This window comes from Legionella geestiana (assembly GCF_004571195.1).
Lineage (GTDB): Bacteria > Pseudomonadota > Gammaproteobacteria > Legionellales > Legionellaceae > Legionella_B > Legionella_B geestiana.
Map to the genome: position 1 here is coordinate 2,516,299 of NZ_CP038271.1, position 21,093 is coordinate 2,537,391.

Consider the following 21,093-nt stretch of genomic DNA (forward strand, 5'->3'; position numbering starts at 1 on the left):
AGCGTTATCAGGCTGTACGGTTCGCCTGCTGCAGGGTATAAAACTGCATCAGGCGAATAACAGCCGTTAAGGCTACCAATCCGACAAACAGGCAGGCCAGAATGCTAAAAGCATGCGGCCAGAGAATCATGGCGATGAAAAATAAAAAGGCTTCGGCGCGCTCCATGAGGCCCGGGCTATAGTGGAAGCTTTTCTGGGACTCATTGGCGCTGAAAATACCCACCACAAGAAAGCTTGTAATACATAAGAGCATGCTGCCAAGCATCAGCAAGGACCACAATCCTCGAGAGTGAGGTTCCACAGTCCACAGCGCAAAAACAACCACCCATTCAACCAGCCGGTCAGTCATGATGTCTAATACTGAACCCCAATCAGAAGGGCTGTGATTTAAACGCGCCAGTGTGCCGTCCAGCGTGTCACAAAATCCTGATAATAAGAGAAAAGTAATGGCAAGATACGGCATGTTAACTATTATGGCAGGCAAAACCAGAATGCCCAGTACGCCTGATAGAAGGGTGACCTGATTGGGGGTCATTTTTAGTCCCATACGTCTGGCCACAGGATTGACCAAGAGCTTTTGATAGTGATGTCGAAAGTATGCTTCTATCATGCGTTTATCCTGATTTTTTGTAACCAGCGAACCAGCCATCGGGTTTTCTCGGAAAACAATCTGGGTTTATAAAATTCACCGGCAACACGTTTACTGAGTTCACTCAATGTGGGATAAGGGGCAATCACATCGGTAAAGCAGCGCAGCGTTTTACGCTCACGAATGGCCATCACCCATGGCAAAATGAGTTCGCCGGCGTTGGAGCCCACAACAGTGACTCCTAAAATTCGTGCTTTTTTATCGGTAATAATTTTAATTTTCCCATTTAAAGCATGTTCGGTTTGCGCTTTGTCATTGTCAACATACAACCATTCAGTGAATTGAGTGTCAGAGCGTTTTAGCGCGTCAAGAGCGGATAATCCTGCATGAGCAAGCTCAGGCTCGGTGAAGGTTACCCATGGAACCGCTCGATAATCAACTTTTGCAGGTAGTTTAAAGACGATATTACGTAAAACAATACCTGCGTGGTAACTGGCCATGTGGGTAAATTGATAGGGGCCTGCCACATCGCCAATGGCATATATTCGCCGGTTGCTGGTTTGCAGGCGCGCGTTTACATCAATGCCTTTAGGGGTGAATGAAATGCCTGCCCGTTCTAAATGTAAACCTTCTAAATTGGCTTTTCGCCCCGTTGCAATCAGCAGATGGCTTCCGGTTGTTGTCTGGGATTCGCCATTACACTCAAAAAACAGTGTGCTGCCCCCATCAGGATGTGACTCAATATGTCGGATACTAATGCCCTCATACACGGCAACATTCATTGCCTTCAGTGAATCTCGCACTATAGCGACACAATTGGCATCGTCTTTGGGGAGTATGGTTGATTCCTCGAGTATCGTTACCCTTGAGCCCAGCATGGCAAAAGCCTGTCCAAGCTCGCAGCCGACAGGGCCACCGCCAATGACTATCAAATGTTCTGGTTGTTCTTCAAGATTAAAAATGGTTTCATTGGTCAGGAAGGAAACGCTATCAAGACCGCAAATTGGGGGTATAGATGCAGACGAGCCCGTGGCAATGACAAAATGTCTGGCATGAATGATGTTTTCACCGGCTTTTAGGCTGTCAGGGCCTAAAAAGGTTCCCGCGGCTTTAATCACCTCTACCCCTAATGATTCAAAACGCGACACGGAATCATGCATCGCAATATTTGCAATAACCGCCCGCACATGCTGCATAACCTTTGGAAAATCAACCGAGAGTGTTTCGGCATGAATACCAAACTGGCTGGCATTCTTAAGGTGATAAAAGCTTTTGGCGGCGGCTAATAATGATTTAGAGGGTACACAGCCATAATTTAGACAGTCTCCCCCCATTTTACCGGATTCAACCAAAACAACGTTTAGTCCCAGCTGAGCGGCTCCTGCGGCGAGGCTCAATCCTCCCGCACCGGCTCCAATGATGGCTAAATCACATGATTTAACCGGGCAGTGGTCTTCGTCCCTTTGATTTCTTTTTCCAGTGAAGACGCGATACAACACGGGAATTAATGAAAGAGCCGCTAATGCCAGCAGTGGGCCTAAAACTTTCGGCTCAAAAATAATGCCTAAATCAGGGGTTTGATTGGCGGCAAAAATCTCGCTTAAGCTGTTACCAAGCAGCACATACACGGTTGAACCCGGAATAATGCCGATGAAGGTTGCGAGGATAAACGTTTTTGCTCTGACACCCAGTAAAGCAGGCACAATATTAACCACCCAAAAAGGAAACAAGGGGATTAAACGCAGGGTCAATAGATAAGAAAAAGCATGATTTTGAAAACCTTGATGCATGCTTTCTATCCAGCCCGATGCGCGCCTCGAAAGTGATACGCCCAAGGTGGTGCGTACAGCAAGAAACAGCAGTGTTGCGCCTAAGGTTGCACTTAAGACAACCAGCACCAAACCCCAGCCAATCCCAAACATAAAGCCCCCGGCCAGGGTTAGAAAGACAGCGCCTGGAATTGACACAGCAACAGCCGCTGTGTAAACGGCAATAAAGAGAATGGATGTGGTTAAAAAATGCGTTTCTGCCCATGTAATGAGCGTGGTTCGATGGTCTTTTAAGGCAGTAAAGTTTAAACAGTTATCGAGGCGCAGGCTAAAAAAAAGGATGAATAACCCAATTAAAGCTATTAACGGCAGCCAGCGGCGCATTGTCGATGTATTCATGACCTTCCCTTTAGCCATTGACAGGCAGTACGCGTGGGGTGTGTCTTACTCATGACTTACAGTCATTGACTGTTACGTTTTTGAGCCTGACGAAGCTGATTTTGGTGAAATAAGCGCTTATGGTACCTGAGTTTACCGCCTCTCGGGTTATGTATCCATCAGGGCGCTTTTAACTCCATTTTTAGTTGCTTTCTTCAAAATACCGCTAATTTCCGGGATTAATGTTTTTAACTTTTGGCCAGTTAATGTCGGCTTTTTTGATATAAACAGGTATATCTTTTTCCCATATTTTTTGAACCCGCTTATTAAGGTTAAGATAAAGTTTACCGTCAACAATTTTCCATGCGAGTGGAGAGCTTGGAACTTTTATGCCTGCTGAAGTTGCGAAAGCACACCACCCACCGTATTGAGGCAAATATTTATCAGGATTTTCTTTGAAGGCTTGTTTGTTTTTTTCACTGGAAAAAAGATAGTAAACATTATCCTTTACTACCGTGTGATCGCCATTCCCTTTAACGGGTTTATTTTCGGTAAAGTAGCTAACTACATCATAGCCCTGTAACGCAACAGAAAATACAGTATTAGTGCATGAGTATGCCGCTGATTGAATCGTCAAAAAACATGTGATAATGACCCCAAAAAACCTGTTTAAAAAACTGGAATACCGCTTCATGGTGTGCTCCTTGCTAATAGTTTATATAGTACTGTAACTTCTTTCTTAACCAAAAAAATATATCCTTCAGGTGAACATTTAAAGCTGGTATCTTCGTATCAGGGTTTGCTGGCGACCTGTGTACGGGACATTTTTTCCGCGCCGGGGGATTCACGTGTATTTTTGTACCGTGACCAGGCTGAAACGTTCCATGCGTTGGCTCCTTACCAAATCCCGAATGGGTCCCCGCCTGCGCGGGGAAGACAGTGTGGGAGAGATTTTGGCCTCCGCACACAACCCGAACCCTGTCATTCCCGCGCAGGCGGGAACCCATCCATGTGCCGGCACGGGGCTAACTCCAGCATGAACTCTGGGAAGACAACGTTTTTTTGTACCGTACACAGGCTGGTGACATACAATAGTTATTTCTCAAACAAATAAAGATACTCTCCATAGCCGGCTTTTACCATCTGATCTTTAGGGATAAACCGCAATGCGGCCGAGTTCATGCAATAGCGCAAACCGGTTGGCTCGGGCCCATCCGCAAATACATGTCCCAGATGAGAGTTTGCATATTTCGAGCGAACTTCTGTGCGCGTGATAAAAAAATAACTTTTTTGCTTATTCAAAACCACATATGTTTCATCAATCGGCCTTGTAAAGCTCGGCCAGCCTGTTCCTGAGTCGAATTTATCCGTTGAGCTAAACAAAGGTTCGCCTGAGACTACATCAACATAGATACCCTCTGCGGTATTGTTCCAATACGCATTATCAAAGGCTCTCTCCGTTGCATCATTTTGCGTAACCTCAGATTGCAGCGGAGTCAGCTTTTTTAGCTGTTCTGATTTATTAAATTGCGGGGTGTAGGCCATCACCGCACTGGCTATAATCAGGTTACAAAACAGCACACTAATCAGTCTTAACATGCCATAACTCCTCAACACGCTGATCGCGACCGCATCGATACCGGTAATATTTGTATCTTATCGGATTTTTTTGGTAATAATCTTGATGATATTCTTCGGCTGCATAAAAGTGAGTCGAGGGAATAATGTCGGTGTGTACCGCAGGCAGTACGTTTTCCAAAGCCCGCTTACTGGCTGTTGCAGTCTTTTTTTGCTCCTCATTCAGATAAAAAATGACGCTGCGGTATTGTCTGCCTTTATCGCAAAATTGCGCATTTATTTGCGTTGGGTCGATGTGATGCCAGTAATAATCGAGTAATTGTTGATAACTGACTTTTGCAGGATCGTATATCACTTGCACTGATTCAACATAAGGGGTTGTGCCAGAAGATACTAATTCATAACTGGGATTAGGTTCTGTGCCTCCATCATAGCCCGAGTTGGTTTGTAATACGCCGGGCACCTTGTCAAAATCTGCTTCCATACACCAGAAACACCCGCCCGCAAATATGGCTTGTGCGGGTTTTGCGGCAGCTGGAAGCACGTAAAATGTCAAAATGAGTAAGAGATAGCGCATGGTAGACCTCAAATATGGGGTAACAATACCTTTATTTTTAAATATAGACTATGAGCTTATGTATAAAAACGAAAGCTCATGCGTGCTGCTGCCTGAACTGCGGCTTAACGTTACCTTAAGCATTATCCGTTAAAATCCAGCAAATTTTGGTGTTTTAGCGCAGGAGAGTGTGATGGCGGCGAGCGGTAATGAGGTGCGTAAAGATTTTACAATCATGCTTCCTGAAGCATTAAATAACAAATGGGAGTCGTTGATTGCGGTTCTTGGTGAGATAAATGCCATGGTACAGGCGTTTAATCGCAATGATGTGCCTGAGAGAATAAAACATTTAGATACAGCCAAAATTTATCTGGAAGCTTTTAAGGACGAATTGAGTGACACGCTTGCCGCAGCACAACGGGAAAAAACAACAATAATCCCTGAGCATCTGCTTTCACAAACGGAGTTGCAAACCAAGCGGGACATTCTTTTGAACATGAACTGTTCGGCCATAATGGTTGCTAACATCCTCAGTACATTAAAATTTTGTTTGGACAATGCTGACAGGGGCATTGGTGCCTGCCAGGAGCTGGCGACCGTGTCGTTTGCTGTTTTGACGGTATTGTATGGAATGGGTCTTGACAGGGGGCTCTCACTGGAGTTGGCAGACATCTACAGGCACCATCAGAGTCATATGCTGGTTGTTATTAACAGAAATCCTGAGAGCGATTTAAAAAATGTTTCAAACTGGGGGGAGGATTGTTTGATTTTTGATCCGCTTCTAAAAGTCCTCTATTGTCCTGCTACTATTCCAAGGGGTGTTACTTTGTCAGCTTTTTTAAGCCCTTCTGTGCCGCCAGGGTTTACTATCGGAGCCACTCAGAATAATGATTTGGGATTGTCATTGTTGTCGCCATGGGTTGATGATGAAAAATTCGGCTTAATCGTTACAGAAAGCCAAAAGGTGATAAGAAACTTTTTCCAAAGCCATTTACTTTCCATGCTTAAACCTCGAATGTGCGACAGCGCAGCATCGGTGGATAAACCGGGTATATTTGCAGCTCAGTTTCAGTTCAAATCCTCTCTTGTAGACTATCTTGAAAAAATCTCGGGTTTATCTTTCACTGGCATTAAAACCAAAGACTGGCATACACACCATTTTGCGCTTTTGACAACCGAGAATGCTGAAGAGAAGGCGGTTCAACTGCAACGTGTTCTTCATGGGCACGGACACATCACCTCTCTGACCGGTATGGGTAAAGTGTTGTTTTTTGCCAATACCAATAACGATGAAGGCAAAGCTTTGCGGGATGAAGTATTAAGCGCCATGAGAGCTGAAAGAAAGATAGACATTTGATTTGCCGGCTGCGCCTGAACGCAACGCTCGCGTTTGCTGCTGGCGTCGAACGAATCTTGCTGTAGACATGAATACGCTGACTTGATATCTTCAGCGCCAGGAATAGAAGTTCATCGTATTCAGAAGGAGTCGAATATGCAAAAATCGCTTGCTGCAGGTCTGATGTTGTCCGCGTTCTTTCTGATACACACGAATGCGTCAGCAAAGAATGACGGAATTATCAATCCAGACTCTTTTCTTTCACGCCCTTTGATGGCCAGCAATTTGTCTGGAGAGTATGACCCGGGACTGCTCTCCATTCACGGGCATACTGTGCTTGATACGCCAGTCGTTGTGAGCGATTCTACGGGTAAAAAAATTTCATTTCAAAGAGCCATGCGTCCAGGGGAAGATTACACACTTGTATCTCACGGAAAGCCTCGCATACAACCGTTTACCATATGGTTTTTCAGTCCTGCGGGTTCAAATCAGTCAGAAGCGCCTGATTACATGGATATCTGCACGGCGGAAAATCCTTGTTCAGTGATTAATCAAAAGATTATCGATGCCATCTACAGGCGTTCTGCAAAGGATGAAAAAGTTGGTTTATGGTTTGCAACCGGTGCCTATGATATTCCAGCAGATGCCAGTCATCACAATGTCCAACGTCTGAAACTGCATGGTAATCAGCACATTTTGGGTCGCTCTGCGGATTTCCTTCATAATGCCACTGGGGAAGAGCGTCCGCTGATACGCGGTTCCATCTACTGGTCGGATTTTCATGGCCACTCGTCAACAGATAATTATGTCTCAGGTATTCGGGTTGAAACACGGCTTCCGCGTTTTTGGGGAGCCAGTCACGGTGAACTGGTGAATCTTGGTTCAGAGGGCAGTATCTCGCTCTACAACACCGACCTTGACATGACCCTCGAAGAAGGCAGCAGTGCTGTCGTAGAGGTTTCGAACGTTTACGCTGGAAAATACATGGTTGCCAGTCATTCGCGGATGTCTATAACCGGTAATCATTCTCAGGATCATGTCTTGAATGTGGAAGTGGCGGGTTCTTGGAACGGAACCACCTGGATTGCTGATTCAGAACTTCATGCAGAAGGCGCCGGGGTGACAAATCTCTTCATCCAGAACAATGCCGTCATGATTTTTGATTCTGAAGTGAACGCTCACGTCACTGGTCAGAGCGGCTATTCAACTTCATTGTCGGCCTATAATGGAGCTGGCGTTGAAGTCAAAAATTCCTCCATCACCATGCGCTATGAATCGAGTGATTTTATCAATCGGGTGTTTGGTATTCTTTTTATGCATTCCCATACCGGCGATAAACCACCGTTTTTTGTGATTGAAGATTCAACGATTGATACATTCCTTTCTGAAACGGCTGAACTCCTGATTGAATCTTCAGCTACAGGGGTGGGCATACTGACAGAAAGCACGCCCGTTCATCTTCAATTACGCAATGCAATCATTAAAGCACATGCTGAAAAGGGCAAAGCCTTCGGTGTTCGTCAACTGGATACTCAAAAAGATGTGCGGGTCAGTCTTGAGCAACCATCGTTGATTACCCTCTCAGGCACGGAACAGGATAATTTTTTTAAAAATATTGATGACGGGAAAGTAAGAAATATCAGCAGCCCATTATCGCGCTGTCAGTTTGAATCGGGTGAAAGCCGGGATTGCTGATGCGCTTTACGGCCACTTTTCATAAGCTTATCAAGCACTTTTCGGTCTCCCTGCATGATGGCCAGTACATGGGTTCGTATCTTTTCTATTGGCCAGTCCCACCATTGCAGTCTCTGAAGAAAATCAATGGTTTCATCATCAAAGCGTTTGCGAATAACCTCTGCGGGATTGCCTCCCACTATTTCATACGGTGCGACATCTCTGGTGACAACGGCTTTCGAGCCAATGATTGCGCCATCGCCAATGGTTATCCCAGGCAGAATTGTCGCATCATAGCCAATCCAGACATCATTACCGATGACAGTGTCTTTTTTGCGGTTGGGAACGAAGGGCACTTCAGGCCATGCATGTTGAAAAATGATGAAGGGAAACGAGGAAAACCCGCCAAGAGGGTGGTTGCCGCCATTCATGATAAATTTTACGCCAGTCGCAATCTGGCAAAATTTCCCAATGATGAGCTTGTCGCCAATAAAATCAAAGTGATAAAGGACATTTTTCTCAAAGTTATGGATATCATCAGGGTCATCATAGTAGGTAAAATCTCCAACGAGAATATTGGGATTCCTGATAATGTTTTTCAGAAAAACTGTGCGTTTGACTCCCGGAATCGGGTGTAGTGCATCAGGATTTGGTTCCATGTTAATTCCTTTTAACAAGTTCGTGTAATGGTTGTTCCTGATTAATGCACGAGGCAAGGCGCTGATTCGCTATTTCGTGCGTTTAAGGAATTTCATCAAAACAATGGGTAGAATGCCAATCCCCACAAATCCCGATATCATGATGACTTCAAAGCGCAGCACGCTTTTGGCTTCAAGAAACTCAGGTGGCAGAAAACCTGTAAAAATGCCGAAAATGCAGACGCTAATTGCCAGCAACGGAACAAAAAGATTCAGGACATTTCCCAGTCGACTTTTTGCCTGACCGCGCAAGAGTTTCATGGCCGAAACAAACATGAGAACATAATAGAGCAGCGCAAACTGTGCGGTAATGGCTGACAAAATCCAATATGAATTGTTCATATCCGGGAACAGCAGGAAAACACCAAGAATTACCGAATACAATACGGCCTGGAGGTATAAAATACTCGAGGGCATATGATTCTTGTTGAGTTTTTGCAACGGTTTAGGCCCATCAACGGCCGTTATGGCAACATGCAGGCCACGTGCAAGGCCAACCATCCACGAGGAAGCAATGCCAATACAGCCCAATATCACGCAAAATGAGAGTACTTTACCGATATTGGTAATGTTGTAGGCTGCAAAAAACGCGTTCAGGACATCAATCAGGCCTGAAATCAGGGTGATATTTTCCACGGGCAAAATGATGCAAAGTGCGAGCGAGCTTAAAATAATGCTCGAAAGAATAATGATGGCCGCAATAATCAGGGCGCGCGGGTAGCTTTTCTGTGGATTTTCAACGTTACCGCCATGCATCGCAATCACTTCAAGACCCAGAAGACTGAATAGAATATTAGAAAAAAAGCCTAAATTCCCCATCTCCCGAGTTCCAGGAACTAGAGCGCCCCAGCTGAAAGGTGTGGCAGACGCGTTACCCGATAAGAGCCACCACCCGGCAAGGACTATCATAACGCCCATCGGCAAAAGCGTTCCAAGAATGGCGGCCGGCACACTGATAATTCGGGTAAAGCGGATGCCATGGGTGTGCAGCCACGTGATTATCCAGAAAAAACCGAGGCTGAAGGCAAGAATAAAGGTTGTATTCTGTGCAAGATTCGGCGCAATGATGGCTGCAAGAATAGTCGCGATAAACACAAAAATGGTCGGGTACCATATCATGTTATAAATCCACTGCAACCAGAGCGCCAGCGTGCCAGAAGCGGGACCAAATGCCGCAGTTACCCAAAGATAAGAGCCACCTGTCTGCGGGTAGAGCATGACGAGCCTGCTGGTAATATAGGCCAGTGGAAAAAAGAAGAGTGCCGCAGCTATGCCATAAAAAGTAATTAACGCATACCCATACTGCGCCGCAATAGGGAGATTACGGAGGCTGTCGACTGAAATGACGGCGAGCATAATCAGGGCAAAAAGACCCAGTTTCTGGTTGGATTTTAGCTCAGCATGCACAGTGAAAACCTCGTTAATCAAAAAAGAAGGAGAAATGCGCCTGACCAATTTCCCTAACGACAGGTCTGCAGGCTTCGATGTCCTTCGCAAAGAACCGGTCCTCTCCCCAGAAAGGCACCACTTCCCGCACGCGCTTAAGAATACTTTCAAGAGCCGGTGACGTCTTCAGTGGCTGACGCAGCTCAATGGCCTGAGCGGCGGCGAGCAATTCAATGGTCAGTATATCATGAACGTTTTCCAGTATCTGTGAAAGCTTCAACGCCGCCCATGTCGCCATGCTCACGTGGTCTTCCTGGTTTGCCGAGGTTGGCAGACTGTCGACACTGGCAGGATGTGCGAGGGTCTTGTTGGCGCTTGCAAGAGCAGCTGCGGTAACGTGTGCAATCATAAAGCCTGAATTAACGCCGGAATTGGGCACGAGAAATGCCGGCAGACTACCGTTAAACTGCGGGTCAACAAGAAGTGCGATACGTCGCTCGGCAAGGGCACCGACTTCCGCCAGCGCGATGGCAGAAAGATCGGCCACCTGTGCTACCGGTTCGGCATGGAAATTCCCGCCTGACATAATGGTTTGCAGTTCGGGAAATACCAGAGGATTGTCAGATACGGCATTCGCCTCCCGCACCAGTATTGTCATCGCATGGCAGAGGTTATCAAGTGACGCGCCGAGTATCTGGGGCTGGCAGCGCAGCGAGTAGGGGTCCTGCACACGTGAGCAATCACGGTGAGAGTCTCGAATGGGACTGTCCGCCAGCAGGTTTCGAAGCAGGTGTGCAACTTTTATCTGTCCTGCCTGACCGCGAATTTCATGGATTTTTTCATGAAAGGGCGCATCGCTTCCGGCTGCCCCCTCAACCGTCATGGCACCTATAACGGTGGCTGCGGTAAAAAGTGTTTGCGCCTTCAGGCAGTTACTGAGCGCAATGGCTGTAGATACCTGTGTGCCGTTGATAAGCGCAAGACCCTCCTTGGGGGCAAGCTCAAGCGGTTTCAGGCCGGCAGTCTTTAACGCCTCTGCAGCGGTCAGTACGCGCCCTTTATGGCGTGCCGTACCCTCACCAATCAGAGGGAGTGACAGATGCGCCAGTGGCGCAAGATCTCCCGATGCCCCGACAGAACCCTTTGACGGTACACAGGGATAAATTTCATGATTGTAAAAAGTAATCAGGGCGTCAATTAATGCCGGGCGCACGCCGGAATAACCTCGCGCAAGACTGTTAATTTTCAGGAGAAGTATAAGTTTTACCACCTCATCCGGTAAAAGCTCTCCCGTTCCTGCGGCATGCGAGAGCAAAAGGTTACGCTGAAGTGCTGCGAGCTCATGGTCGCTGATGGATTTGTTCGCAAGCAGACCAAAGCCCGTATTGATGCCGTAAACAGTCTTTTTTTGGGCAACAATAGCATCAACCACACTGCGCGAGGCTTCAATGCGGTCGAGGCAGGCGCTTTCCAGAGCAATTGGACGTGAAGAATCCAACAGTTCTTGAATATTGGAGACGGTCAGAGACCCTGGGACGAGGGTGAAGGCATTCTTCATGGCGATAAAAAGCGCATTTTATTCAATAACATGCCAGAATAATAACAAGCCGCCTGTCAGGAGTCAATGAGTTATTGAAGGGCAGAAACACCTTTCAGCTATACTTGGTAAATATAACTTTACTGCTGATGGAGAATCCCATGTTTCGCACGGCATTCTGGTGCTTGATGTTCATCCCGCTGCGCGCGCTGGCATTTGACTGCTACGTTACACTGGTGAAGGATAATTGCTGGACGAATTACGATGTGACAGTCACCGTAACCGATTCAGCGACCGGCAACGCTGTTTTAACGCTGACAGCCCCGAAGGGACAGACCTTTGGGCGCGGGACGTTTCAGTGTCAGGCGGAACAGACCCTCGCGTTCAGCGCGCAGTTCAGCCCCGTATTCTGGCAGTCTGATGCCGGAAAAACATGGCGCGGTATTCGGACGCTCAGTCTGCCGAAAGCACCAAAACCCGGAGAGCTCGCCTGGAACCTGCCGATATGTTTCTCCAGTGCATTTTCAGGTGTACCGCTCCCTCCCGGTGCTTCGGGCAATTGCGCCTGCGATTTTGGCAGTGTGCCAGCCATTGTAATTCCCGCTAAGAGCGGGGGATGAAAGCGCGTGCAGGATTGTGTATGATGGCCTGATTCTGTCTATGTAAGGAGAGCGGCATGTCAGGCTTGCGGCATAAAATCGCGCAGATGCTGATAATGGGCTTTGAAGGAACGCATATCGATGCTGATAGTCCGGTATCCCGCTGGCTGTGCGAAGAGGGCCTTGGGGGCGTGCTGCTTTTCGATAAAAACCTGCACACTGGCACATTCGGTAAAAACCTGCGCGACCGCACTCAGATTCGGGCGTTAAACACCACGTTGCAGGCACTTTCACAGGAAGGGCCGGGTGCTGGAATGCCGCTCCTCATTGCCGTTGACTACGAGGGCGGAGCGGTTGACCGTCTGCGCCATATTCCAGGCTGCCCGCCCACACTGGATGCCAGAACGCTTGCAGCTTTGTCTGAAGATGAACAGCACAGAGCGATTGAAACCATGGCAAACACGCTTGCCAGCCTGGGTTTTACGCTCAATTTTGCGCCAGTCGTTGATTTGGCGCTTACCCATGATGAGGGCATTATCGGAAAGCTTGGACGCAGCTATTCGGCGTGTCCTGAGGAAGTTCTGACCGTTGCTCGGCGTTTTGTGAAAGTCTTTGAGCGTCTTGGCATTAAGACCGCCTTTAAACACTTTCCGGGCCATGGCAGTGCTGCTGGCGACACGCACCTTGGATGCGTTGATGTCACGGAAAGCTTTCAGCCCGATGAACTTGTTCCGTATAAATCTTTGGGCGCCACAGACGGAGATCCGTCAATGGTTATGACGGCTCATGTCATTAACCGCAGACTGGATGCCTCGGGCCTGCCCGCCACGCTCTCTCGCCCCATGCTGACCGGACTCCTGAGGGAGAGCTTTGGGTTTCAGGGAGTGATTGTCAGTGATGATTTACAGATGCATGCAATAGCGCATCACTATACGCTCGAAGATGCGCTAACCATGACCGTTAATGCAGGCGCTGATATGCTGATTTTTGGCAATCAGTGGGGTGAGATTTCAGCGACCGCTGTTATTGATGCGCTTGAGGGGCTCGTGCAGTCAGGGCGGGTAGACGCGGCGAGGATTGAAGACGCTTTCAAGCGCGTTTGCGCGCTCAAGCAGACGCTGCAACCGGTTTGATGAAGGCTATTGTAGTTATTTGCAGCATTTGTTAAAATACGTACTGTCTGTAATAAATTTAGGCATAAAATGACCCACCTTACTGTGCTTCCTCCAAACTTCCAAAAACGCGCGCAACGCTTTTTCGCTTCGTGTTGTTGCTGATATTCAAAGCGCGGACGTTTTTTTCTGGAATTTTAAGGCGGGTCACTCAAATGAGCACTATCAAACTCCAATTTTTCAAGCACTTCAATACCCTCCCTGGCTACCTGTTTATGGTAGGGCTTGGTCTTTTTGCGGGCTTTTCAGGCAGTGATATACTGCATGCCACAGGCACACTGGTGTCGGATATTTTTATCCGAATTTTTAAATGCATCAGTCTGCCCATCATTGCCTTATCGCTGGTCGTGACGCTGGCGGGCTGCCGCACGGATGGCGGCATGCGTGCCGTATGGCAGCGAACCCTGCTGTATACGTTTACCACCACACTGATAGCGGCCGTAGTGAGCGCACTCCTCTACCTCACCATTCGTCCTGAAAGCGTGGTGGTGAGTGCCGTTGGAGGCATGCAGGCCGTTTCCGGGCCGCACACCGGCTATGTCGAATGGCTGTCATCGCTGGTTCCAGATTCGCTGCTGGCGCCTTTTGTGAATCATCAGGTGATTGGTGTCCTGATGCTCGGAATCGTTACCGGTATTGCCATTCGTTACATTCCTGATGCTGAATCCCGTGAAACCGTCACGCGCTTCTTTCGGGGCCTGCATGGATTGATGATGGTGATAACCGCCTGGGTGATTCGCCTTATCCCGCTTGCCCTCTTTGGCTTTGTCACAACCACCGTCACGCAGCTTCGGGGTGGCAGTGCGCTGGGCGGGATTGGGAAATACCTCGCGGTCGTGGTGCTTGCGAACCTGGTTCAGGGGCTTGTTGTCCTGCCTTTGTGGCTGAAATCGCGCGGCATCAATCCGTTTGATGCGATGCGTCGCATGATGCCTGCACTCTCGGTGGCATTTTTATCAAAATCCTCTGTGGGCACATTACCGGTTACCATGGAAACCGCCGAGAAACAATGGCAGGTGAGTCCTGGCATCAGTCGTTTTGTCTTACCGCTTTGCACAAGCCTGAACATGAACGGCTGTGCCGCCTTCATTTTTGCGACCGTGGTTTATCTCATGCAGAACCATGGTATCACGCTTTCTCTGCCGATGATGGGGATGTGGGTGATAATCGCTACCATCGCGGCTATTGGCAATGCGGGCGTTCCGATGGGGTGCTTTTTCCTGAGCATGAGCCTGCTTGCCAGCATGAACGTACCCATTACGCTCATGGGCATTATTCTGCCGTTTTACGGCGTTATCGATATGCTCGAAACTTCGCTTAATGTCTGGTCAGATTCCTGTGTAGCGAAAGTCGTTGATGAGCGACAGAAAGAGGATGAGGCAGAGGGCGTTGCCCTCGCGGCATGAGGCATGAACGCGCGCCTTCAGCGCGCGAGCCGCTCTGCAATTCCAAAGTACAGCTTCGTAAGCATCTCAAGCTGATCGCGTGCCACACATTCATTGACCTGATGAATGGTCGCATTAACCGGACCAAGTTCTACCACTTCCACATTATAAGGTGCAATGAAGCGTCCGTCTGAGGTGCCGCCGGAGGTGGAACACTCGGGGGGAGCGGCGCCGCAATCCGTGATGGTTTCGCGAACCGCTTCCAAAAGGCGTCCGTGACTGGTCAGAAACGGCTCGCCGTTGAGGCGCCAGGTCAACTTTGGCGTGAGCTCATGGCGCTTAAAACATGCTTCTGTTGCCTGTATCAGCGATTCGGCACTGTGTTCCGTGGAAAAGCGAAAGTTGGCACTGACTTCAAGCGTGCCTGGTATAATATTACCGGCGCCTTCCCCGGCTTTAACGCGGGTGATTTGCAGGCTTGTGGGCGGGAAGTGTGCATTACCTCGATCCCACTCTGTGCGCGTAAGCTCAGCGAGTGCCGCGAGCGACTTGTGCACAGGATTATCCGCAAGGTGCGGGTAGGCCACATGCCCCTGTTTTCCCTGAAAGAGCATTTCCAGAGAAAGCGAGCCTCGACGGCCGATTTTAATCACATCGCCAACGCGCTCGCTGCTTGAGGGTTCGCCTACTATGCAATAATCCGGGTGAATGCCGCGCTCACTCAGTACCCGCATGACATGGGGGGTGCCTTTCATAAAATCATCGCCTTCCTCACCGCTTGTAATGAGAAACGCAAGACTGCCGTGAGGTTTGGGATACCTCTCTACAAATGCTTTAGCCGCCAGCATCATGCACACGAGACTGCCTTTCATGTCAGTAACGCCGCGTCCATAGAAGATGCCGTCTTTTTCTACGAGATTAAAGGGCGGGGTGTTCCATTGTTGCAAATCACCGGCGGGCACGACATCGGTGTGTCCCGCAAAAAGCAGCATGGGGCCTTCGCCACCAAAGCGTGCAAACAGATTGGAGACGGGCTCTGAATCAAGATGTTCACAGGTGAAGCCAAGTTTTTGCAGGTAATCAGCCAGCATGCGCTGGCAGTTCGCATCGTTCGGGGTTACAGAAACCTCGGCTGTAAGCGCGCGAAGCAGTGACTCCAGCTCATTGTTCATCGCGTATCCCGAAGCAGTTCATTAATGCTGACTTTGGCGCGGGTCTGTTCATCAACCTGCTTGACGATAACCGCACAATAAAGACTGTGCGAGCCATCCGCAGAGGGCAGGTTGCCAGGCACCACTACGGAACCGGCAGGGATGCGGCCATAGCTGATTTCACCGGTCATGCGATTATAAATACGCGTGCTCTGACCAAGAAAAACGCCCATCGAAAGCACGGAATTGCGCTCGACAATCACGCCCTCGACCACTTCAGAACGCGCACCGATAAAGCAGTTGTCTTCAATAATGGTAGGATTGGCCTGCAGCGGCTCCAGCACGCCACCAATGCCGGCGCCGCCTGAGAGATGCACATGTGAGCCAATCTGCGCACAGGAGCCCACAGTCGCCCAGGTATCGACCATTGTGCCTTCGCCAATGTAGGCGCCGATGTTCACATAAGAGGGCATTAAAACCGTATTTTTACCGATAAAGGCTCCTCGGCGCACCATCGCATGCGGTACCACACGAATCCCAAGCGGCGCAAAGTCGTCTGCCGTGTAATCGGTAAACCGCAGAGGCACTTTATCGTAAAACTGGCAAAATCCCGCATCCATTACCCGATTTTCCTGGACTCGAAACCCAAGCAGCACTGCTTTTTTAATCCACTGATGCACTGCCCAGTTGCCTTCAATGTTTTCTGCAACGCGAAGCGTACCTGCTTCGAGACCTTCCAAAACGGTTTCGAGTGCCGATTTAAGTTCGGCAGGGGTGTTGGCGGGGGTGATGTCCTGGCGTTGTTCATACCAGTGTTCGATGAGTGGCTGTAAAGTGTGCATGGCGCGCTTCCGGTGAAATAAACAGTGGCTCATTATAGCGAGAATTTACAGGGGCTGGCTATGGATATGCTGTGCAGAATTCTGTACTGGTAAAATGCAAAAGCGGTGTATAAAAGTGCATATATCGGGTCTTGATGCGAAGATTTCGGTAACGCAGACGGGCACGCATACTTTTGGAGTATTTATAACATCCAAAACGGCGCAGGGCAGGGGGTATCAATGACAAGGCACCAATGACGGGTCTTCTAAAGACGAGACATCACTGGAGCGAGCCTCGATTGAAGTGCCACGAAGTGAACCGCAAAAATTCTGTGTATTCGCTGCTTGCCAGAATCGCTGCGAATTAAGATACCTGGCATCCATAACCTCTGCGCTAACCTCAGGGTCATTCAGGCCACAGCTGGCAATAAAATTCTGCTCGGCCTGTGTTTTTTTGGTTTCTAAACAAAGCCCGATAAGCGCAGGAATCAAACCGATAATCGCGACCGCTAATGCAGCAATCAAAAGTGCGAGCACCAACGGGGTGACACACATTAAAACACAGAGGTCGGGACATGCAGCCTCATCTTCTGGAAAAAAGAGTTTTACAAGCTCTCCTGCGAAAGACACTGTCGCATAGCACCCCTCCTGGTAACGTTGATAACGCTTCATCTCTTCCCGCGATGGAGCAACCGCTTCCAGCCAATCGAGCGCGCGTTGACAAAGCGCCGCACGTTTGTCTTCTGTGAGATTTAGAATTTGCTTATTAAGCCTATCATATGGCGAGAAAATTCCAATTTTGGTGTCTAAGTCATCATGACTTAGCGTAAGGCAAAAGTTAAAAAACTGCTCGTCTGTAAGTAGGTTGTTGTTATACAAACGACACAATATTTCGTCATGTGTGAGTGAACACCTGTTGACATTCAACATTTGAGCAACCTGAAGGCGTTGGTGCTCATTGAGGTTCGCCAGTCTTGCGTTTTGTGACAAGTTATCTGCGAACTGCAATTTGCGCCCATCATGAAGATAGCCAAAAAATTCCAGGAAATCATCAAACGCATCTGCATCTTCAAGGGCATTATTAAAGTAACCAGCAGTTAACTTCTCGGCGAAAAAGCTGGCATTAAAAGGTTTGGAATTATCGTGTGTACCACTTTCAACAAGATTCAGGACGTCTTGCGGAGAATTTAAGCAAGCCTGAACAGCGCCTTCATTGGCCCTTATAAACTTCGCGTAAGCATCGTTCGCGGGCCGCCACGAGGGCGCCTGCTCGCAAATAAAAAATCTAAGCAAGGTTGCGGCCTCTTCAGTACTTTTAATGTTGAAGCCGCGATACCATTCCGCATTACCGATCTCATGCATATACCCCGGCATCAGGGTTAGTAAACAGTCGATGTCCTCACACGTCATACCTGCTTCGAGACGATGTGCAAAAGAGCGGAAAAACTCGATTTTTTTTGCCGTTGGCAACGGCATTAAGAGTGAGAAAAACGCTTCTTTTGATGCGTTGAAATTCGGCATTACCTCAGAGAAAAAAGCACTTATATACCTTGGCGGAAGTGCCTCAAGTATTATCGGCATTCGCTTGAGCGTGACAAAGTTGCGGATATTTGAATCAACCAGATCTCGGGTAATATCAGTAAGTTTATAACCTCTAAGATACTCAAGAACGTTCTTGAACGAAGTAAATTCTTTGCTCATACATCACCCCAATTTGGTATAAATTTTATGCATAATAGCACGTCCATAATCAAACGAAAACGTCAATTGTACGAATATTCACTGAAATGAGCGACCCGCATTGTTTAATAAATCCCTTGTCTAACCAGGGTCTGTTGACAATTGGTGACACGGCTGCAAACCACGTCAATTTGTCCAAATTTAACCTTGAGTTCGTTAAATAGAGCCGGCTATTCGCCTCACTCAAGATAAAATTTGGCCTAAATTGACGTGATTTTCGCTTCGCACCACCAAATGTCAACAGACCCTAACCTGTGTACGGGACGAAAAATCGTTGTCTTTCCGGAGCTCATGCTGGAGTTAGCCCCGTGCCGGCACATGGATGGGTTCCCTGCCTGCGCGGGAATGACAGGATTCGGGGTGTGTGCAGAGGCCAAAATCTCCCCCACACTGTCTTCTCCGCGCAGGCGGGGAGCCATTCGGGGTGTGGCACGGAGCCAACGCATGGAACGATTCAGCCTGGTCACGGTACAAAAATACACGTGAATCCACCGGCGCGGAAAAAATGTCCCGTACACAGCTAACTGACTTAAAGCTTAAAGTCAAAATTAATTAAATCGTGTAGTACGTAGATTGCTTTCTTATGTGTGCCAGCCGTATCAGTAACGCCGACAGGCGCAGAGACATTTTCAGACAAAGCTTCTGCCGATTCTTCACAGCGGGTATACTACAGGCATTTTTTATGTGGGGTATAACATGCGCTTGATGGTCACAGGGTGTGCGGGGTTTATCGGGTTTCATCTGGCGTTGTTTCGCCTGCTTCGGGGGGATACCGTTATTGGAGTGGATAACCTGAATGATTATTATGCGGTGAGTCTCAAGGAAGACCGACTGCTTAAGCTGCAGGCATTCTCTAATTTTCATTTCGTGCGCATGGATATCAGTGACGCAAAGGCGCTGCAAACTGTTTTTGAAGTCCATCAGCCTCAGCGTGTAGCCCACCTTGCCGCGCAGCCTGGAGTTCGTTATTCGCTTGAAAATCCGAATGCCTACATTCAATCCAACCTTGTGGGGTTTTCTACGCTGCTGGAGCAGTGTCGCCAGTTTAACGTTGAACATCTGGTCTATGCGTCTACAAGTTCAGTGTATGGCGCTAATGCCGCGCAGCCTTATACAGAAGCGCAGGGCGTTAATCATCCACTCTCACTCTATGCCGCCACCAAAAAAGCCAATGAATTAATGGCGCATTCGTATGCGCATCTTTTTAATCTGCCAATGACCGGGCTTCGATTTTTTACGGTCTATGGACCATGGGGGCGGCCTGATATGGCCATTTTTGGGTTTACCAAAGCCATTCTTGAGGGAAGGCCGATTAAAGTTTATAACAACGGCCATCTGGCGCGGGATTTTACCTATGTTGACGATATTGTCGAGGGCGTGTCGCGCGCGATTGATACCCCGGCATCACCGGATGAAAAATGGTCCGCCTTAAATCCCGATGCGGCCAGCAGCAGCGCGCCCTGGCGAATTTATAACATCGGGCGCGGGGAGCCTGTGAATCTTTTTGATTTCATTGATGCCATTGAGCGCGCCACCGGAAAGAAAGCCATTCGTGAATACGTGCCCATGCAGCCTGGGGATGTTTATTCCACCCATGCGAGCACAGCGCGCCTTGAAGCGGATATGGGCTATCGTCCGGGAGTGTCACTGGATGAAGGGGTAGGGCGGTTTGTAGCATGGTATCGGGATTATTACGCATGCCAGGAACGTGTTGAAGTCTTGAGCTAGACGAGCATGTGCAATCTGGGGTGTCAGATGCTGTCGTCATGGCGTATGACGACAGCATTGGGAGCAAAGATAAGAACTTCTCAGGACAGTGAGGATGCGCGCTCGTTTTTCATTGACGCAACAACGCGGTCCTTCTCTTCCCACAATTCGTTGAGCCATGCTCTGAACGCTTCCTGAAAGTCCTCTTCGTCAGCAGGTGTTAATGTGCTGAATGCTTCAGGGATAGGTACAACGCGCACGTGCACTTTGACCGATTTTACCCGATGACAGAGAAAGTCCCAGAGCGAATAATGGGAGGCGGGGTAGGCGATGCTCGCGTCAATCATTGCATCAAGATGTTCTTCCATTGCGCGTATAACATAGCTGACGCCTCCGGCGCGTGGTTTTAAGAGATGCACATACGGGGCATTTTGCGTTTCCTGTTTAAGCGGCGTGAAGCGTGTTCCCTCCACAAAACTGGTAATTGTCCCAGGCGTTTTGCGAAAGACTTTTACTGCCTTCTGGGTGGCACGAAAATCTTCGCCCTTTTTATGCGGATTTTTAGCCAGATAAGCTTTGGAGTAGCGTTTCATGAAAGGACAGCCCATGGCCCACCATGCAAAGCCAAGTATTGGCATCCATTTCAGGGAATCTTTGATAAAAAACTTCAGCACCGCGATTTTACGGTTAAACACAAACTGCAGCACAACGATATCAAGCCAGCTCTGGTGATTGGCAACCAGCAGGTAGCGTGCGTTTTTATCGATGTTCTCAAGGCCTGTTATCTCCCATTTGACCGGCTGAGTAAGGCGAATTAAAGCGCCGTTAATGTCCATCCAGCCAATGGCTATGGCGCCGGCGGCGCGAGTCATCAGCGCCTGCCAGCGGGGAATGGGAATGAGTTTACAGAAAGCCACAATAAATATGGGGATACCCCATGCAATTGTCTGTATAGAAATGGCCAGCAGGGTGGCAATGCCCCAGAGCGTGCCCATGTTACACCACTTTTTCATGAAA

At 48.5% G+C, this 21,093-nt stretch carries 18 protein-coding genes; 6 read left to right on the top strand and 12 right to left on the bottom strand.

Annotated elements, in window-relative coordinates:
- Positions 1-7: 7 nt before the first annotated feature.
- The 5 genes from E4T54_RS11240 to msrA all read right to left on the bottom strand — a co-directional run bounded on the left by E4T54_RS11240 (position 8) and on the right by msrA (position 4,798).
- A complete protein-coding gene (locus tag E4T54_RS11240) occupies positions 8-610 on the bottom strand; it encodes a CDP-alcohol phosphatidyltransferase family protein (protein WP_028386495.1) in 603 nt (200 codons plus the stop codon).
- Positions 607-2,757, bottom strand: a complete 2,151-nt coding sequence (locus E4T54_RS11245; protein WP_028386496.1) for an FAD-dependent oxidoreductase — start codon at positions 2,755-2,757, stop codon at positions 607-609. Before E4T54_RS11245 ends, E4T54_RS11240 begins: the two co-directional genes overlap by 4 nt.
- Positions 2,758-2,962: 205 nt before the next feature.
- Entirely contained in the window at positions 2,963-3,430 is a 468-nt protein-coding gene (locus E4T54_RS11250; protein ID WP_028386497.1) for a YHS domain-containing (seleno)protein, read from the bottom strand.
- Between the two features lie 401 nt (positions 3,431-3,831).
- Positions 3,832-4,335, bottom strand: a complete 504-nt coding sequence (gene msrB / locus E4T54_RS11255; RefSeq protein WP_028386498.1) for a peptide-methionine (R)-S-oxide reductase MsrB — start codon at positions 4,333-4,335, stop codon at positions 3,832-3,834.
- Positions 4,319-4,798: a peptide-methionine (S)-S-oxide reductase MsrA gene (msrA, locus tag E4T54_RS11260; RefSeq protein ID WP_244924871.1), complete on the bottom strand. Its 480-nt coding sequence runs from the start codon at positions 4,796-4,798 to the stop codon at positions 4,319-4,321. The genes msrB and msrA overlap by 17 nt, the downstream gene beginning before the upstream one ends.
- A 265-nt stretch (positions 4,799-5,063) precedes the next feature.
- Here msrA and E4T54_RS11265 point away from each other — a divergent pair, with 265 nt between their 5' ends.
- Entirely contained in the window at positions 5,064-6,227 is a 1,164-nt protein-coding gene (locus tag E4T54_RS11265) for a hypothetical protein (protein WP_028386500.1), read from the top strand.
- A 135-nt stretch (positions 6,228-6,362) separates the two neighbouring features.
- Entirely contained in the window at positions 6,363-7,901 is a 1,539-nt protein-coding gene (locus E4T54_RS11270; protein ID WP_028386501.1) for a hypothetical protein, read from the top strand.
- On the opposite strand, the gene E4T54_RS11275 is transcribed toward E4T54_RS11270, so the two are convergent.
- The 3 genes from E4T54_RS11275 to hutH all read right to left on the bottom strand — a co-directional run bounded on the left by E4T54_RS11275 (position 7,868) and on the right by hutH (position 11,522).
- Entirely contained in the window at positions 7,868-8,539 is a 672-nt protein-coding gene (locus tag E4T54_RS11275; protein ID WP_065230375.1) for a CatB-related O-acetyltransferase, read from the bottom strand. The two genes, E4T54_RS11270 and E4T54_RS11275, sit on opposite strands and share 34 nt — an antisense overlap.
- Before the next feature lie 69 nt (positions 8,540-8,608).
- Positions 8,609-9,985 (bottom strand): APC family permease, encoded by a 1,377-nt coding sequence (locus E4T54_RS11280; RefSeq protein ID WP_028386502.1) that lies wholly within the window; start codon positions 9,983-9,985, stop codon positions 8,609-8,611.
- Positions 9,986-9,998: 13 nt separating this feature from the next.
- Positions 9,999-11,522, bottom strand: a complete 1,524-nt coding sequence (hutH, locus tag E4T54_RS11285; RefSeq protein WP_028386503.1) for a histidine ammonia-lyase — start codon at positions 11,520-11,522, stop codon at positions 9,999-10,001.
- Between the two features lie 140 nt (positions 11,523-11,662).
- Here hutH and E4T54_RS11290 point away from each other — a divergent pair, with 140 nt between their 5' ends.
- The 3 genes from E4T54_RS11290 to E4T54_RS11300 all read left to right on the top strand — a co-directional run bounded on the left by E4T54_RS11290 (position 11,663) and on the right by E4T54_RS11300 (position 14,678).
- On the top strand, positions 11,663-12,121 hold the full coding sequence (locus tag E4T54_RS11290) for a hypothetical protein (RefSeq protein ID WP_028386504.1): 459 nt from the start codon (positions 11,663-11,665) through the stop codon (positions 12,119-12,121).
- Positions 12,122-12,177: 56 nt separating this feature from the next.
- Entirely contained in the window at positions 12,178-13,233 is a 1,056-nt protein-coding gene (locus tag E4T54_RS11295) for a glycoside hydrolase family 3 N-terminal domain-containing protein (protein WP_028386505.1), read from the top strand.
- A gap of 194 nt (positions 13,234-13,427) precedes the next feature.
- Positions 13,428-14,678, top strand: a complete 1,251-nt coding sequence (locus E4T54_RS11300) for a dicarboxylate/amino acid:cation symporter (protein WP_028386506.1) — start codon at positions 13,428-13,430, stop codon at positions 14,676-14,678.
- A gap of 17 nt (positions 14,679-14,695) precedes the next feature.
- Here E4T54_RS11300 and dapE read toward each other — a convergent pair whose 3' ends face one another.
- The 3 genes from dapE to E4T54_RS11315 all read right to left on the bottom strand — a co-directional run bounded on the left by dapE (position 14,696) and on the right by E4T54_RS11315 (position 18,330).
- Entirely contained in the window at positions 14,696-15,829 is a 1,134-nt protein-coding gene (gene dapE, locus E4T54_RS11305; RefSeq protein WP_028386507.1) for a succinyl-diaminopimelate desuccinylase, read from the bottom strand.
- Positions 15,826-16,650: a 2,3,4,5-tetrahydropyridine-2,6-dicarboxylate N-succinyltransferase gene (gene dapD / locus E4T54_RS11310; RefSeq protein WP_028386508.1), complete on the bottom strand. Its 825-nt coding sequence runs from the start codon at positions 16,648-16,650 to the stop codon at positions 15,826-15,828. Before dapD ends, dapE begins: the two co-directional genes overlap by 4 nt.
- Before the next feature lie 216 nt (positions 16,651-16,866).
- On the bottom strand, positions 16,867-18,330 hold the full coding sequence (locus tag E4T54_RS11315) for a hypothetical protein (RefSeq protein WP_028386509.1): 1,464 nt from the start codon (positions 18,328-18,330) through the stop codon (positions 16,867-16,869).
- Between the two features lie 735 nt (positions 18,331-19,065).
- Between E4T54_RS11315 and E4T54_RS11320 the strand changes: the two genes are divergently transcribed.
- Positions 19,066-20,097 carry an NAD-dependent epimerase gene (locus tag E4T54_RS11320; RefSeq protein ID WP_028386445.1) on the top strand — a complete coding sequence of 344 codons (1,032 nt, stop codon included), beginning with the start codon at positions 19,066-19,068 and terminating at the stop codon, positions 20,095-20,097.
- 80 nt (positions 20,098-20,177) lie between these two features.
- Here E4T54_RS11320 and E4T54_RS11325 read toward each other — a convergent pair whose 3' ends face one another.
- On the bottom strand, positions 20,178-21,089 hold the full coding sequence (locus tag E4T54_RS11325) for an acyltransferase (RefSeq protein WP_028386446.1): 912 nt from the start codon (positions 21,087-21,089) through the stop codon (positions 20,178-20,180).
- Positions 21,090-21,093: the final 4 nt, after the last annotated feature.

Coding starts and splice junctions, on each gene's coding strand:
- msrA (WP_244924871.1), bottom strand. CDS start 4,798: ATGGAAGCAGATTTTGACAAGGTGCCCGGCGTATTACAAACCAACTCG.
- msrB (WP_028386498.1), bottom strand. CDS start 4,335: ATGTTAAGACTGATTAGTGTGCTGTTTTGTAACCTGATTATAGCCAGT.
- dapE (WP_028386507.1), bottom strand. CDS start 15,829: ATGAACAATGAGCTGGAGTCACTGCTTCGCGCGCTTACAGCCGAGGTT.
- hutH (WP_028386503.1), bottom strand. CDS start 11,522: ATGAAGAATGCCTTCACCCTCGTCCCAGGGTCTCTGACCGTCTCCAAT.
- E4T54_RS11295 (WP_028386505.1), top strand. CDS start 12,178: ATGTCAGGCTTGCGGCATAAAATCGCGCAGATGCTGATAATGGGCTTT.
- E4T54_RS11245 (WP_028386496.1), bottom strand. CDS start 2,757: ATGAATACATCGACAATGCGCCGCTGGCTGCCGTTAATAGCTTTAATT.
- E4T54_RS11240 (WP_028386495.1), bottom strand. CDS start 610: ATGATAGAAGCATACTTTCGACATCACTATCAAAAGCTCTTGGTCAAT.
- E4T54_RS11300 (WP_028386506.1), top strand. CDS start 13,428: ATGAGCACTATCAAACTCCAATTTTTCAAGCACTTCAATACCCTCCCT.
- E4T54_RS11275 (WP_065230375.1), bottom strand. CDS start 8,539: ATGGAACCAAATCCTGATGCACTACACCCGATTCCGGGAGTCAAACGC.
- E4T54_RS11315 (WP_028386509.1), bottom strand. CDS start 18,330: ATGAGCAAAGAATTTACTTCGTTCAAGAACGTTCTTGAGTATCTTAGA.
- E4T54_RS11250 (WP_028386497.1), bottom strand. CDS start 3,430: ATGAAGCGGTATTCCAGTTTTTTAAACAGGTTTTTTGGGGTCATTATC.
- E4T54_RS11265 (WP_028386500.1), top strand. CDS start 5,064: ATGGCGGCGAGCGGTAATGAGGTGCGTAAAGATTTTACAATCATGCTT.
- E4T54_RS11320 (WP_028386445.1), top strand. CDS start 19,066: ATGCGCTTGATGGTCACAGGGTGTGCGGGGTTTATCGGGTTTCATCTG.
- E4T54_RS11325 (WP_028386446.1), bottom strand. CDS start 21,089: ATGAAAAAGTGGTGTAACATGGGCACGCTCTGGGGCATTGCCACCCTG.
- dapD (WP_028386508.1), bottom strand. CDS start 16,650: ATGCACACTTTACAGCCACTCATCGAACACTGGTATGAACAACGCCAG.
- E4T54_RS11270 (WP_028386501.1), top strand. CDS start 6,363: ATGCAAAAATCGCTTGCTGCAGGTCTGATGTTGTCCGCGTTCTTTCTG.
- E4T54_RS11290 (WP_028386504.1), top strand. CDS start 11,663: ATGTTTCGCACGGCATTCTGGTGCTTGATGTTCATCCCGCTGCGCGCG.